The sequence below is a fragment of the Burkholderia sp. 9775_39 genome (assembly GCF_015712225.1).
Classification (GTDB): domain Bacteria; phylum Pseudomonadota; class Gammaproteobacteria; order Burkholderiales; family Burkholderiaceae; genus Burkholderia; species Burkholderia cenocepacia.
Map to the genome: position 1 here is coordinate 247,916 of NZ_JACCQC010000004.1, position 13,556 is coordinate 261,471.

Consider the following 13,556-nt stretch of genomic DNA (forward strand, 5'->3'; position numbering starts at 1 on the left):
TCCCGGTCAGCCTTGCTGTTCGACGAGCGCGCGCGCGTCGGCGACGTGGCCGCGATACGCTTCGAAGATGTTGCGCAACGCGTCGTCGAACGTCGCCTGCGGCGCCCAGCCGAGCTCCTGCATCGTGTTGTCGATCTTCGGCACGCGGTTCTGCACGTCCTGGTAGCCGTTGCCGTAGTAGGCGCCGGACGTCGTTTCGACGAGCTTCACCTGCTTGGCCGAATCGGCGTACTCGGGGAATTCCGCGGCCAGTTCGAGCATCTTGTGCGCGAGCTCGCGAACCGAGAAGTTGTTCTTCGGATTCCCGATGTTGTAGATCTTGCCCGACGCGACGCCGTCCTTGTTCTCGATGATCTTCATCAGCGCGCTGATGCCGTCGCCGATATCGGTGAACGCGCGCTTTTGCGAGCCGCCGTCGACGAGGCTGATGTTCTCGCCGCGCACAATGTGGCCGAGGAACTGCGTGACCACGCGCGAGCTGCCTTCCTTCGGCGTGTAGATCGAGTCGAGGCCCGGGCCGATCCAGTTGAACGGGCGGAACAGCGTGAAGTTCAGGCCTTCCATCCCGTAGCCCCAGATCACGCGGTCCATCAGCTGCTTCGAGCACGCGTAGATCCAGCGCGGCTTGTTGATCGGGCCGTAGGTGAGCGCCGACGCGTCCGGGTCGAACTGCTCGTCCGAGCACATCCCGTAGACCTCGGAGGTCGACGGGAACACGAGGTGCTTGCCGTACTTGACGGCCGAGCGCACGATCGGCAGGTTCGCCTCGAAGTCGAGCTCGAACACGCGCAGCGGCTGCTGGACGTAGGTGGCCGGCGTGGCGATCGCGACGAGCGGCAGGATCACGTCGCACTTCTTCACGTGATACTCGACCCACTCCTTGTTGATCGTGATGTCGCCTTCGAAGAAATGCATCCGCTCGTGGTTGACGAGGTCGCCCAGCCGGTCGGTCTGCATGTCCATGCCGAACACTTCCCAATCGGTGGTTTCAAGAATGCGCTTCGACAGGTGATGGCCGATGAAGCCGTTCACACCCAGGATCAGGACTTTTTTTGCTTTCATGAATGACGGGAAGAATGAATGAACTGCGCGAATTCCGCGGGCGTCACGACGGTTTCGCTGCCGTCGCGCTGCTGCCGGAGCTCGAGAATGGATAGGGCGCGGCTGTCGCCGCAGACGCCGAATAGCGCATTATCGCTTACGTGCAGGCCGGGCGGCAAATCTGCCGCGGCGGCCGCTGCCGCGCTGCCGGGCGCCGCGAGGCGCGCGCGCGCGATCACGAACCGGGCGCCGTGGATGTCCGTGAATGCGCCCGGATACGGGGGCGCGACCGCGCGCACCAGGTTGTAGACCTGCGCGGCCGGCTTCGACCAGTCGACGCGGCCGTCCTCGGGCTTGCGCCCGCCGTAGTAGCTGCCGGTCGCGAGATCGTTCGGCAGGTGCGACGCCTCGCCCGCGAGCAGCGCGGGCAGCACGCGCCACAGCGTCTGCTCGGCGGCCACCGTGACCTTGTCGAACACCTGCGCGGCCGTGTCGTCCGGCAGGATCGGCACCGCGGTCTGGCCGATGATCGCGCCCGCGTCCGGCTTGGCGGCCATCTCGTGCAGCGTCGCGCCGGTTTCGGTCTCGCCGTTCAGCACGGCCCAGTTGGTCGGTACCCGACCCCGGTATTTCGGCAGCAGCGAACCGTGCATGTTGTACGCGCCGCGCGGCGCGATCGCGAGCAGGTCGACCGGCAGCATGTGGCGGTAGTAGAACGAGAAGATGAAATCGGGCTGCGCGTCGGCCACCGCGCGGCGCAGCGCCGGATCGGCCGGGTCGGCCGGCGTGACGACCGGAATGCCGTGCTCGGCCGCGACGGACGCGACGCTGCCGAACCAGATGTTCTCGTTCGGATTGTCCTCGTGCGTGACGACCAGCGCGACGTCGACGCCGCGCGCGAGCAGCACCTGCAGGCACCGCACGCCGACGTTGTGATACGCGAAGACGACCGCGCGCGGCTTCATTGCGCGGCTCCCGGGCGGTTCGCGGCGGCCGGCACCGGCGGCATGCCGTCGTGCTGCTCGAGCACGGCCTGGATCAGGTAGCGGGGACGCGCGCGCACCTGCTGGTAGATGCGGCCGACGTATTCGCCGAGCAGGCCGAGCGCGAAGATGATCACGCCGAGCAGGAAGAACGTGATCGCGAACAGCGTGAACACGCCTTGCACTTCCGCGCCGACGATGAAGCGGCGCACGAGCAGCAGCACGAACAGCGCGGCGGAGCCGAGCGACAGGATCACGCCGATGAACGACAGCCACTGCAGCGGCACGACCGAGAAGCCCGTCACGAGGTCGAAGTTCAGCCGGATCAGGCTGTACAGCGAGTACTTCGATTCGCCCGCGAAGCGTTCCTCGTGCGCGACCTCGATTTCGGTCGGGTTCTGCGCGAACGTGTACGCGAGCGCGGGGATGAACGTGTTGACTTCGCCGCACACGTTGATCGTGTCGATGATGCGACGGCTGTACGCGCGCAGCATGCAGCCCTGGTCGGTCATCTTGATGCGCGTGATGCGCTCGCGCAGCCGGTTCATCATCTGCGATGCCTTGCGCCGCCACAGGCTGTCCTGGCGCTGCTTGCGGATCGAGCCGACGTAGTCGTAGCCCTCGCGCATCTTCGCGATCAGCTTGCCGATTTCCTCGGGCGGGTTCTGCAGGTCCGCGTCGAGCGTGATGACGATCTCGCCGCGCGACTGCGCGAAGCCCGCGAGGATCGCCATGTGCTGGCCGTAGTTGCCGTTGAGCAGCACGACGCGCGTCGTGTCGGGCCGGACGTGGAACTGATCGGCGAGCATCGCGGCCGAGCGGTCGCGGCTGCCGTCGTTGATCAGGATCACTTCGTACGACGTGTCGAGGGCGTCGAGCGCCGGATACAGCCGCGCGAACAGCGCGGCGAGACCGTCTTCCTCGTTGTACACGGGGATGATGACCGAGACTTCGGGCCGGCCGGTGTCCAGATGCGCGGCGCCCGGATGTCCGGCGCGTGCTTCAAGGTGACTCATGTACGCTTATTTTCCGTATTGTTCGCAAATCTGATTGACGGCGTCGACCACGCGACGCACGTCGCCTTCCGTCATCTGCGTAAACAGCGGCAGCGTGACGGTCGACGCGCCGTACCGTTCGGCGTGGGGGAACATGCCCTCCTTGAAACCGCGCGCACGGTACAGCGTGAAAAGATGGATCGCCGGGTAGTGGATGCCCGTGCCGATGCCGCGTTCCTTCATCTGCGCCATGAATTCGGCGCGCGTGATCGTCAGCCGCTCGAGCGGCAGCGTGACCAGGAACATGTGCCAGTTGCCGTTCTCGAATTCGGCGACGGGCAGGCCGACGCCGAGCTTCGCTGCCGCGCCGCCGTCGAACGCGGCGAAATACGCGCGCGCGAGTGCGCGGCGCTGCGCGGTGAAGCGCTCGAGGTGCGGCAGCTGGCCGAGGCCGACGCGCGCGGCGACGTCGGTCAGGTTGTACTTGCCGCCGAGCACGTCGCAGTCCATTCCGTCGAAGCCGGTGCGCGTGATGCCCTGCAGCCGGTACTTCTGCGCGAGCACCGCTTCGTCCTCGTTGTTCAGCACGAGCGCGCCGCCTTCGATCGTCGTCAGGTTCTTGTTCGCGTGGAAGCTGAACGACACGAGGTCGCCGATCGCGCCGATGCGCCTGCCGTGCCACGTCGAGCCGAACGCCTGCGCGGCATCCTCGATCACGCGCAGCTTGTGCGCGCGGGCGATCGCGTACAGGCGGTCCATGTCGACCGGCAGGCCGGACAGGAACACGGGGATGATCGCCTTCGTGCGCGGCGTGATCGCCTGCTCGAGCTTGTCGAGGTCGATGTTGCGCGTGACGGGATCGATGTCCGCGAACACGGGCGTCGCGCCCGTTTCGATGATCACGTTGCTGGTCGAGACCCACGACGCCGGCGTCGTGATCACCTCGTCGCCGGGGCCGACGCCCGCGATGCGCAGGCCGATCTCGAGCGTGCAGGTGCCCGAATTGAATACGCGGACCGGACGGCCGCCGCAGTACTCGGACAGCGCCGCCTCGAATTTCTGGCACTGCGGGCCGGTGGTGATCCAGCCCGAGCGCAGCACCTCGACGACGCCCTGGATGGTTTCCTCGTCGATCTCGGGGCGGGTGAACGGCAGAAACGGGGCGGTAGTCTGGCTCATGAACGCGTTTGGCCTGTAATGGCGTGTAATAAAAGGGTCGGGCGATCCGTCCGAAACCGGCATTAAACACCGGTTGGCGGATTCGTACCGTGATTTTTTGTAGGCGGACGCTTAACGCCGCGCGCCGTGCTCAGCTGCGCGCGAGCACGAGCACACCGATCAGGATGATGCCGATGCCGACGAGCCGCTGGACCGACAGCACCTCGCCGAACAGGTACCACGCCGCGAACGCGTTGACGACGTAGCCGAGCGACAGCATCGGGTACGCGATCGACACGTCGACCCGCGACAGCCCGACGATCCACACGACGACGCTCAGCACGTAGCAGCCGAGGCCGCCGATGATCGGCAACTGGGTCGCGATCTTCAGGCCGACCGGGATGATGTTCGCACGGCTGAATTCGAAGTGTCCAACGGCGTTGACGCCGGCTTTCAGCAGAAGTTGCGCACAGGCGTTGAGCATCACGCCGGTGACGATGCAGACGAACGAAACGGGGTTCATGCGGGAGGCGTCCTTACGATTGCGGTTTCTCGACGATCACGCGCCGGTTGTCGCGCGCGATCACGCGCATCGGCACGCCTTCCTTGACCAGCGCGTCGTACTGGCCGGGCGGCATGATCGCGAGCGCGCGGGTTTCCTGCTTCCAGCGCGTGATCCATTCGCCGACGGTCGGAATCCACTTGTTCGGCTCGACCGAGATCCCGAACGCGAGCTCGTCCTGGCGCTGCACCATGATCGTCGTGTGACCCATGTAGAACGGGAACGTGTGGTCGAGCATTTCGATCGAGTAGAACGGCGTGTCGGGCGGCAGCTTCGCCAGTTCGGCGCGCACGGCCGGCGCGAGCAGCGCGCCCGAGCTGTAGCGGCCGAACTCGTCGTGCCCGGTGCCGCCGATCGTGCCGAACACGAGCCATGCGGCGCCGAACGTGGCGAGCGCGGCGGCCACGCCCGCGCGACGGTTCAGCCACGCGGCCACGAGCGTCAGCGCGGCCGCGACCGCGAGGCCGGCGTACAGCCACATCTGGAACGCCCGGTACAGCGCGTTCGGCGTGCGGGCGTCGCCCTGGTACGCGAGGAAGACGATCCCGAACGCCGCGGCGACGAAAAACACGAGGTAGCCGAGCAGGTGGCGACGGAAGCGGTCGGCCGTCATCAGCGGCAGGTACGCGCCGATGATCAGCGCGAGCGCCGGCGCGACCGGCAGCACGTACGAGATCAGCTTCGAATGCGACGCGCTGAAGAACAGGAAGATGAACGCGCTCCAGATCAGCAGCACGAGCATCGGCGCGAAGCCGTTCGGCTGGCGCGGCATCCGCACCGCATGGCGGATGCTCTGCCACGCGACCGACAGCCACGGCAGGAAGCCGACCAGCAGCACGGGCACGAAGTAGTACAGCGGACCCGGGCGGTTCTGTTCCGGGGTCAGGTACCGGCGGAACTGCTGGACGATGAAGAAGAAGTTGAAGAACTCGGGGTTGCGCTGCTGGACGAGCACGAACCACGGCGTGACGATCGCGAAGAAGATCACGAGGCCGCTGACCAGGTACAGGCGCTTCCACAGCGCCCAGTCGCGCGCGACCAGCGTGTACAGCACGAGCACGGCGCCCGGCAGGATCAGGCCGACGAGGCCCTTGGACAGCACCGCGAACGCCATCGCGGCCCAGCACGCCCACATCCAGCCGCGCACCGCGGCCGGGCGTAGCCCGGGCCGCTGCGCGAGCAGCAGCGAGCAGAGCGACAGCGCCATCCAGAACGCGAGCCCCATGTCGAGCGCGTTGAAGTGGCCCATCAGGTTCCAGTACGGCGAGCTGGCCAGCACGACGGCGGCGAGGAAGCCCGACAGCGGGTTGAACAGGCGCGCGCCGGTGTAGCCGACGAGCAGCACGCCGGCGAAGCTCGCCACGGCGGTATAGAGGCGCGCCTGCCATTCGCCGATGCCGAACCACGCGAACGTCAGCGCGTTCAGCCAGGTCTGCAGCGGCGGCTTCTCGAAGTACTTGTAACCGTTGTAGCGCGGCGTGATCCAGTCGCCGGTGACGAACATCTCGCGCGCCATTTCCGCGTAGCGGCCTTCGTCGCTCGGGATCAGGTGGCGCAGCCCGAGCGGCGCGAACCAGACGATCGCGAGCGCGACGAGCAGGAGGACGAGCGTGATGCGATTGAGCGGTAGCCTCGACGGCGTATCGTTCATGGGTTTTCAGCCTGTTGGTTGTTGTGACGGGCCGCCGGCGGGTGGCGCCGGGGGCGGGCGGCCTGGCCGGGCCGATCGGGGGATCGACCCGCTGCGCCGGCCCGAGTTTTACCGCATCGGGGATTAACGTTCAATTAAGAGCGCGGCGGCGACTTTGCGGCCCTCGGCCATCAGGATGTTGTAGGTGCGGCAGGCGGCCTGGAAATCCATCGTTTCGACGCCGATCCGCTGCGCGGTGAGCGCCGCGACGAGCCGCGGGTGCGGGAAGCGCAGCCGCGCGCCGCTGCCGAAGATCACGAGTTCGGGCGTCGGCTCGAGCAGCATCGCGAAATGCTCGGGCGCGAGCGCGTCGAACGACGACACGGGCCAGGCCTGGACCGGCGCGCCGGGCAGCACGATGACGCTCGTTTCGTGGCGTTCGAGATTGACGTCGACATAATCGGGGCCGTAGCCGGTGACGGTGTTGAGCGCGCCGCTCGCGTCCTGGTGCAGTTTCAAATCGGTATTCCGCGGTTCCGTAGGGGAATGGATTGGCCGGGCCGTGCGGGCCCGGCTGGCCGGTTTCGCGCGCCCGGGCACGCGGGGACGCCTGACGGCGCGGGCCCGGCGCGGCTATGGTGCATTGCGAAAGTCGGCCAAAATCCGCTAAATTATAACTTTTTGGTCGCCCCCGGGCGCCACTTGCGTCGTGCGTCGCCACAAGCCGCGTCCGACCGCCGCTTTTTCCCAGTCTAGACAGCGCGCACAGACCGGCCGCTTTCCAGTTTTGATCCCGTCCCCCCGGCCGCAAGGCCAACCCAGGAACCGTGTCGTCGTGAAACCGATTCAGAAGTCGAACAAGCTGCTCAACGTCTGCTACGACATCCGTGGCCCGGTGCTCGAGCACGCGAAGCGCCTCGAGGAAGAAGGCCACCGCATCATCAAGCTGAACATCGGCAACCTCGCGCCGTTCGGTTTCGACGCGCCCGACGAGATCATCCAGGACATGATCCGCAACCTGCCGGCGTCGTCCGGCTATTCGGATTCGAAGGGCGTGTTCTCGGCGCGCAAGGCCGTGATGCACTACACGCAGGAAAAGGGCGTCGTCGGCGTCGGCCTCGACGACATCTACATCGGCAACGGCGCGTCCGAGCTGATCGTGATGGCGACCCAGGCGCTCCTGAACGACGGCGACGAAGTGCTGCTGCCCGCGCCCGACTACCCGCTGTGGACGGCGGCCGTGAGCCTGTCGGGCGGCACGCCGGTCCACTACGTGTGCGACGAGCAGAACGCGTGGATGCCCGATCTCGACGACATCCGCCGCAAGATCACGCCGAACACGAAGGCGATCGTCGTGATCAACCCGAACAATCCGACCGGCGCGCTTTATTCCGACGAATTGCTGCTGGAGCTGCTCGAGATCGCGCGCCAGCACGGGCTGATCGTATTCGCCGACGAGGTCTACGACAAGATCGTCTACGACGGCCTCGAGCACACGGCGCTCGGTGCGCTGTCGGAGGACGTGATCACCGTCACGTTCAACAGCCTGTCGAAGAGCTATCGCTCGTGCGGCTACCGCGCGGGCTGGATGGCCGTGTCGGGCCTCGGCGGCGACAACCGCCGGCGCGCGAAGGATTACCTCGAGGGGCTCGGCATCCTGTCGTCGATGCGCCTGTGCGCGAACGTGCCCGGCCAGTTCGCGATCCAGACGGCGCTCGGCGGCTATCAGAGCATCATCGAGCTGATCGTGCCGAGCGGGCGCCTGTACAAGCAGCGCGAACTCGCGTATGACATGCTGACGTCGATCCCGGGCGTGACCTGCGTGAAACCGCAGGCCGCGCTGTACATGTTCCCGCGCCTCGACCCGAAGCTCTATCCGATCCAGAACGACCAGCAGTTCATTCTCGACCTGTTGCTCGAGGAGCGCGTGCTGCTCGTCCAGGGCACGGGTTTCAACTGGACGACGCCCGACCACTTCCGCGTGGTCTTCCTGCCGAACCTCGACGACCTGACCGATTCGATCAACCGGATCGCACGCTTCCTCGACGGCTACCGCAAGCGCCATTCGGTCTGAGCGGGCAGGACCACACGGAACTCACTACTTCTTACTCATCGATCACACGCAGCATGGAACCGATCAAAGTTGGCCTGTTGGGCTTCGGCACGGTGGGCAGCGGCACCTTCACGGTGCTGCGCCGCAACCAGGAAGAAATCAAGCGACGCGCGGGGCGCGGCATCGAGGTGGCGCGCATTGCCGTGCGCAACCCGGCCAAGGCGCAGGCTGCGCTCGGCGGTGACGCCGCCGCCGCGCAGATCACCGACGATTTCAACGCGGTCGTCGACGATCCGTCGATCGCGATCATCGCCGAGATGATCGGCGGCACGGGTATCGCGCGCGAGCTCGTGCTGCGCGCGATCGCGAACGGCAAGCACGTCGTGACGGCGAACAAGGCGCTGCTCGCGGTGCACGGCACCGAGATCTTCGAAGCCGCGCGCGAGAAGGGCGTGATGGTCGCGTTCGAGGCGGCCGTCGCCGGCGGCATCCCGATCATCAAGGCGCTGCGCGAAGGCCTGACCGCGAACCGCATCCAGTACATCGCCGGCATCATCAACGGCACGACCAACTACATCCTGTCGGAAATGCGCGACCGCGGGCTCGACTTCGCGACCGCGCTGAAGGCCGCGCAGGAGCTCGGCTACGCGGAAGCCGATCCGACCTTCGACATCGAAGGCGTCGACGCCGCGCACAAGGCGACGATCATGAGCGCGATCGCGTTCGGCGTGCCGGTGCAGTTCGACCGCGCGTACGTCGAGGGCATCAGCAAGCTCGACGCGACCGACATCCGCTACGCGGAGGAGCTCGGCTACCGGATCAAGCTGCTCGGCATCACGCGCCGCGCCGAAAACGGCATCGAGCTGCGCGTGCACCCGACGCTGATTCCGGAAAAGCGCCTGCTCGCGAACGTCGAGGGCGCGATGAACGCGGTCGTCGTGCACGGCGACGCAGTCGGCACGACGCTGTACTACGGCAAGGGCGCGGGCGCGGAGCCGACCGCGTCGGCCGTCGTCGCGGATCTCGTCGACGTCACGCGCCTGCACACGGCCGACCCCGAGCATCGCGTGCCGCATCTCGCGTTCCAGCCGGACAGCCTGTCGAACACGCCGATCTTGCCGATCGAGGAAGTGACGAGCGGCTACTACCTGCGCCTGCGCGTCGCCGACCAGACCGGCGTGCTCGCCGCGATTACGCGCATCCTCGCCGAATCGGGCATCTCGATCGACGCGCTGCTGCAGAAGGAATCGGAGCAGATCGACGGCGCGAACGGCGAGACCGACATCATCCTGATCACGCACGAGACGGTCGAGAAGAACGTCAACGCGGCGATCGCGCAGATCGAGAGCCTGGCGACGGTGGTCTCGAAGGTCACGAAGCTGCGCATGGAAGCGCTGAACTGAGCCGAGGACGACATGAACTACATTTCCACGCGCGGCGCCGGCATCGGCGAGCGCCATACGTTCTCCGACATCCTGCTCGGCGGTCTCGCGAAGGACGGCGGGCTCTACCTGCCTGCCGAGTATCCGAAGGTGTCGGCCGACGAGCTCGCGCGCTGGCGTACGCTGTCGTACGCGGATCTCGCGTTCGAGATCCTGTCGAAGTTCTGCGACGACGTGCCGGCCGACGACCTGCGCGCGATCACGCGCCGCACGTACACGGCCGCCGTGTACAGCAACACGCGCCACGGCGAGAACGCGTCCGACATCACGCCGCTGAAGACGCTCGGCACCGAGCACGGCGCGGCGCTGTCGCTGCTCGAACTGTCGAACGGCCCGACGCTCGCGTTCAAGGACATGGCGATGCAGCTGCTCGGCAACCTGTTCGAGTACACGCTCGCGAAGCACGGTGAAGCGCTGAACATCCTTGGCGCGACGTCGGGCGACACCGGCAGCGCGGCCGAGTACGCGATGCGCGGCAAGGCCGGCGTGCGCGTGTTCATGCTGTCGCCGCACAAGAAGATGAGCGCGTTCCAGACGGCGCAGATGTTCAGCCTGCAGGATCCGAACATCTTCAACCTCGCGGTCGAAGGCGTGTTCGACGATTGCCAGGACATCGTGAAGGCCGTGTCGAACGATCATGCATTCAAGGCGCAGCAGAAGATCGGCACCGTCAACTCGATCAACTGGGCGCGTGTCGTCGCGCAGGTCGTCTACTACTTCAAGGGCTACTTCGCGGCGACGCAGTCCAACGACGAGCGCGTGTCGTTCACGGTGCCGTCGGGCAACTTCGGCAACGTCTGCGCGGGCCACATCGCGCGGATGATGGGGCTGCCGATCGCGAAGCTGGTGGTCGCGACCAACGAAAACGACGTGCTCGACGAGTTCTTCCGCACGGGCGCGTATCGCGTGCGCAGCGCCGAGAACACCTATCACACGAGCAGCCCGAGCATGGACATCTCGAAGGCGTCGAACTTCGAGCGCTTCGTGTTCGACCTGCTCGGCCGCGATCCGGCCCGCGTGATGCAGCTGTTCCGCGACGTCGAGGAGAAGGGCGGCTTCGATCTCGCGGCGAGCGGCGATTTCGCGCGCGTCGCCGAATTCGGTTTCGTGTCGGGCCGCAGCAGCCACACCGACCGCATCGCGACGATCCGCGACGTGTTCTCGCGCTACGACACGATGATCGACACGCATACGGCCGACGGCGTGAAGGTCGCGCGCGAGCACCTGGAAGCCGGCGTGCCGATGGTCGTGCTCGAGACGGCGCAGCCGATCAAGTTCGGCGAGACGATCCGCGAAGCGCTCGACCGCGAAGCCGAGCGGCCGGCCGCATTCGACGGGCTCGAGGCGCTGCCGCAGCGCTTCGAGGTCGTGAAGGCCGACGCGCAGCAGGTGAAGGACTTCATCGCCGCCCATACGGGCGCATGACGCACGGCCGGGCCCGCAGGCCCGGCGGCGCAGGACGGCCGGAACGCCGATTCGTCGAACGGATCGGGTTCCGGCCATTTCGTTTGGTTCGCGGGCTCGGCATCCGGGCATCGTTCTCCGCGCGAAACAAGTGCCAGACCCGCGCGTTCGCGCCGATCACAGTCTTCGCATGCTCGCCATATCGCGCGTGCGCGTGACGGCGTCGCTACAATGACGGTTTGATTCCAACGATCCCCGATTCCATCGATGTCGAACCCGAATCCCGCGGCGCCGCGCGCGCCGATGCTGTCGACCGCCGAGGCGCTCGCCGCGCTGCTCGATGCCGCGAAGCCGCTGTCCGGCGCCGAAACCGTCGCCACGCTCGACGCGCTCGGCCGCGTGCTGGCGGCCGACGTCAGCTCGCCGCTCGACGTGCCGCCGATGCACACGAGCGCGATGGACGGCTATGCGGTGCGCGTCGCCGACCTGCTGCACGGCGATCGGCGGTTGCCGGTGTCGCAGCGCATTCCGGCTGGCCATCCGGCGCAACCGCTCGCGGCCGGCACGGCCGCGCGGATCTTCACCGGCGCGACGGTGCCGCCCGGCGCCGACGCGGTCGTGATGCAGGAGCAGGCGTCGGCCGACGGCGACGCGGTCGAGATCCTGCACACGCCGAAGGCCGGTGAATGGATCACCGCGCAGGGCGCGGACATCCGCCAGGGGGCGGTGATCCTGCCGGCCGGCACGCGGCTCACGCCGCAGGCGCTGGGTCTCGCCGCATCGGTCGGCTGCGCGCAGCTGTCGGTCGCGCGGCGGATTCGCGTGGCGGTGTTCTTCACCGGCGACGAACTGACGATGCCCGGCGAGCCGCTGAAACCCGGCGCGATCTACAACTCGAACCGCTTCACGCTGCGCGGGCTGCTGGAGCGGCTGGGCTGTCACGTGACCGACTACGGCATCGTGCCCGACTCGCTGGCCGCGACCCGCGACACGCTGCGCGAGGCCGCCCGCGATCACGACGTGATCCTGACGAGCGGCGGTGTGTCGGTTGGCGACGAGGATCACGTGAAGCCGGCCGTCGAGGCGGAAGGGCGGCTCGCGCTGTGGCAGATCGCGATGAAGCCCGGCAAGCCGCTCGCGTATGGTGCCGTGCGCCGCGGCGACGAGCGCGCCGACGCGCATTTCATCGGGCTGCCCGGCAACCCGGTCTCGAGCTTCGTCACGTTCCTGCTGTTCGTGCGACCGTTCCTGCTGCGCCTGTCCGGCATGCGCGACGTCGCGCCGCGCGCGTTGTCGCTGCGTGCCGATTTTTCGCAGAGCAAGGGCGACCGGCGCAACGAATTCCTGCGTGCGCGCGTGAATGCGGCCGGCGGCCTCGACCTGTTCCCGAACCAGAGCTCGGCCGTGCTCACGTCGACGGTCTGGGGCGACGGCCTGATCGACAATCCGCCGCAGCACGCGATCAGCGCCGGCGAGACCGTGCGTTTCATTCCGTTTTCCGAACTGCTGTCGTAACGCGACGGCTTCCCGAACCATGAAGATTCAGCTGAAATTTTTTGCAAGCGTGCGCGAAGCGCTGGGCGTCGCCGATGAAGAAGCCACCGTACCGGACGGCGTGACGACCGTCGGCGACGTGCGGGCGTGGCTGCGCGTGCGCGGCGGCGCGTGGGCCGACACGCTCGCCGAAGGGCGCGCGTTGCGCATGGCGTGCAACCACGAGATGACCGATCCCGACACGCGGCTCACCGAAGGCTGCGAGGTCGCGTTCTTTCCGCCGGTGACGGGCGGTTGAGGGCCGGGCGATGGCAACGGTACGAGTCCAGACCGACGATTTCGATCTGAATGCCGAAGTGGCGGCATTGCGGGCGCGCAACCCGAAGATCGGTGCGGTCGCGTGCTTCGTCGGCACGGTGCGCGACCTGAACGAAGGCGAGTCGGTCGCCGCGATGGAGCTCGAGCACTATCCCGGAATGACCGAGAAGGCGCTCGAGAAGATCGCGGCCGAGGCCGGCCGGCGCTGGCCGGGCATCGACGTCGCGATCGTGCATCGCGTCGGCAGGCTGTTGCCGCTCGACCAGATCGTGATGGTCGCGACGGTCGCGTCGCACCGCGGCGATGCGTTTGCATCGTGCGAATTCGTGATGGATTACCTGAAGACCGAAGCGCCGTTCTGGAAGAAGGAAACGACGCCCGACGGCGAGCGCTGGGTCGATGCGCGCAGCACCGACGACGCCGCGCTCGCGCGCTGGGGCGTCGAGTCGGGCAACACGCGGCGCTGAGCGCGGCGC

General features: G+C 67.1%; 13 protein-coding genes. 6 read left to right on the top strand and 7 right to left on the bottom strand.

Annotated features, from left to right (window positions below; translation table 11 throughout):
• Window positions 1-6 precede the first annotated feature (6 nt).
• The 7 genes from H0X90_RS07960 to H0X90_RS07990 all read right to left on the bottom strand — a co-directional run bounded on the left by H0X90_RS07960 (window position 7) and on the right by H0X90_RS07990 (window position 6,888).
• The gene (locus H0X90_RS07960) at window positions 7-1,062 is read right to left on the bottom strand and encodes a bifunctional UDP-4-keto-pentose/UDP-xylose synthase (RefSeq protein WP_006482864.1); all 1,056 of its coding nucleotides are present in this window, start codon (window positions 1,060-1,062) and stop codon (window positions 7-9) included.
• On the bottom strand, window positions 1,059-2,006 hold the full coding sequence (locus H0X90_RS07965; RefSeq protein WP_006482868.1) for a formyltransferase: 948 nt from the start codon (window positions 2,004-2,006) through the stop codon (window positions 1,059-1,061). The genes H0X90_RS07960 and H0X90_RS07965 overlap by 4 nt, the downstream gene beginning before the upstream one ends.
• Window positions 2,003-3,040 (bottom strand): glycosyltransferase, encoded by a 1,038-nt coding sequence (locus tag H0X90_RS07970; protein ID WP_034201635.1) that lies wholly within the window; start codon window positions 3,038-3,040, stop codon window positions 2,003-2,005. The genes H0X90_RS07965 and H0X90_RS07970 overlap by 4 nt, the downstream gene beginning before the upstream one ends.
• Before the next feature lie 6 nt (window positions 3,041-3,046).
• Window positions 3,047-4,198, bottom strand: coding sequence for a DegT/DnrJ/EryC1/StrS aminotransferase family protein (locus tag H0X90_RS07975; RefSeq protein ID WP_006496385.1), 1,152 nt, complete (start codon window positions 4,196-4,198; stop codon window positions 3,047-3,049).
• 130 nt (window positions 4,199-4,328) lie between these two features.
• Window positions 4,329-4,700, bottom strand: a complete 372-nt coding sequence (locus H0X90_RS07980) for an EamA family transporter (RefSeq protein WP_006482863.1) — start codon at window positions 4,698-4,700, stop codon at window positions 4,329-4,331.
• A gap of 13 nt (window positions 4,701-4,713) precedes the next feature.
• Window positions 4,714-6,390, bottom strand: a complete 1,677-nt coding sequence (locus H0X90_RS07985) for a glycosyltransferase family 39 protein (RefSeq protein ID WP_077190653.1) — start codon at window positions 6,388-6,390, stop codon at window positions 4,714-4,716.
• A 123-nt stretch (window positions 6,391-6,513) separates the two neighbouring features.
• Window positions 6,514-6,888 carry an Mth938-like domain-containing protein gene (locus H0X90_RS07990; protein ID WP_006482859.1) on the bottom strand — a complete coding sequence of 125 codons (375 nt, stop codon included), beginning with the start codon at window positions 6,886-6,888 and terminating at the stop codon, window positions 6,514-6,516.
• A gap of 316 nt (window positions 6,889-7,204) precedes the next feature.
• On the opposite strand from H0X90_RS07990, the gene H0X90_RS07995 reads away from it, so the two are divergent.
• The 6 genes from H0X90_RS07995 to H0X90_RS08020 all read left to right on the top strand — a co-directional run bounded on the left by H0X90_RS07995 (window position 7,205) and on the right by H0X90_RS08020 (window position 13,547).
• A complete protein-coding gene (locus H0X90_RS07995) occupies window positions 7,205-8,443 on the top strand; it encodes a pyridoxal phosphate-dependent aminotransferase (protein ID WP_077190652.1) in 1,239 nt (412 codons plus the stop codon).
• A 53-nt stretch (window positions 8,444-8,496) separates the two neighbouring features.
• A complete protein-coding gene (locus H0X90_RS08000) occupies window positions 8,497-9,825 on the top strand; it encodes a homoserine dehydrogenase (RefSeq protein ID WP_006482858.1) in 1,329 nt (442 codons plus the stop codon).
• Between the two features lie 12 nt (window positions 9,826-9,837).
• Window positions 9,838-11,289 carry a threonine synthase gene (gene thrC, locus H0X90_RS08005; RefSeq protein ID WP_006482856.1) on the top strand — a complete coding sequence of 484 codons (1,452 nt, stop codon included), beginning with the start codon at window positions 9,838-9,840 and terminating at the stop codon, window positions 11,287-11,289.
• 246 nt (window positions 11,290-11,535) lie between these two features.
• A complete protein-coding gene (gene glp / locus H0X90_RS08010; RefSeq protein ID WP_077190651.1) occupies window positions 11,536-12,783 on the top strand; it encodes a gephyrin-like molybdotransferase Glp in 1,248 nt (415 codons plus the stop codon).
• 19 nt (window positions 12,784-12,802) lie between these two features.
• On the top strand, window positions 12,803-13,060 hold the full coding sequence (moaD, locus tag H0X90_RS08015; protein ID WP_006482857.1) for a molybdopterin converting factor subunit 1: 258 nt from the start codon (window positions 12,803-12,805) through the stop codon (window positions 13,058-13,060).
• Window positions 13,061-13,070: 10 nt separating this feature from the next.
• Window positions 13,071-13,547, top strand: coding sequence for a molybdenum cofactor biosynthesis protein MoaE (locus H0X90_RS08020; protein WP_006482862.1), 477 nt, complete (start codon window positions 13,071-13,073; stop codon window positions 13,545-13,547).
• Window positions 13,548-13,556 lie beyond the last annotated feature (9 nt).

Bases quoted from the DNA above. Each gene is read 5' to 3' on its own strand.
- H0X90_RS07985 (WP_077190653.1), bottom strand. From the start codon at position 6,390: ATGAACGATACGCCGTCGAGGCTACCGCTCAATCGCATCACGCTCGTC.
- thrC (WP_006482856.1), top strand. From the start codon at position 9,838: ATGAACTACATTTCCACGCGCGGCGCCGGCATCGGCGAGCGCCATACG.
- H0X90_RS07980 (WP_006482863.1), bottom strand. From the start codon at position 4,700: ATGAACCCCGTTTCGTTCGTCTGCATCGTCACCGGCGTGATGCTCAAC.
- glp (WP_077190651.1), top strand. From the start codon at position 11,536: ATGTCGAACCCGAATCCCGCGGCGCCGCGCGCGCCGATGCTGTCGACC.
- H0X90_RS07960 (WP_006482864.1), bottom strand. From the start codon at position 1,062: ATGAAAGCAAAAAAAGTCCTGATCCTGGGTGTGAACGGCTTCATCGGC.
- H0X90_RS08020 (WP_006482862.1), top strand. From the start codon at position 13,071: ATGGCAACGGTACGAGTCCAGACCGACGATTTCGATCTGAATGCCGAA.
- H0X90_RS07970 (WP_034201635.1), bottom strand. From the start codon at position 3,040: ATGAGTCACCTTGAAGCACGCGCCGGACATCCGGGCGCCGCGCATCTG.
- H0X90_RS07965 (WP_006482868.1), bottom strand. From the start codon at position 2,006: ATGAAGCCGCGCGCGGTCGTCTTCGCGTATCACAACGTCGGCGTGCGG.
- H0X90_RS08000 (WP_006482858.1), top strand. From the start codon at position 8,497: ATGGAACCGATCAAAGTTGGCCTGTTGGGCTTCGGCACGGTGGGCAGC.
- H0X90_RS07975 (WP_006496385.1), bottom strand. From the start codon at position 4,198: ATGAGCCAGACTACCGCCCCGTTTCTGCCGTTCACCCGCCCCGAGATC.
- moaD (WP_006482857.1), top strand. From the start codon at position 12,803: ATGAAGATTCAGCTGAAATTTTTTGCAAGCGTGCGCGAAGCGCTGGGC.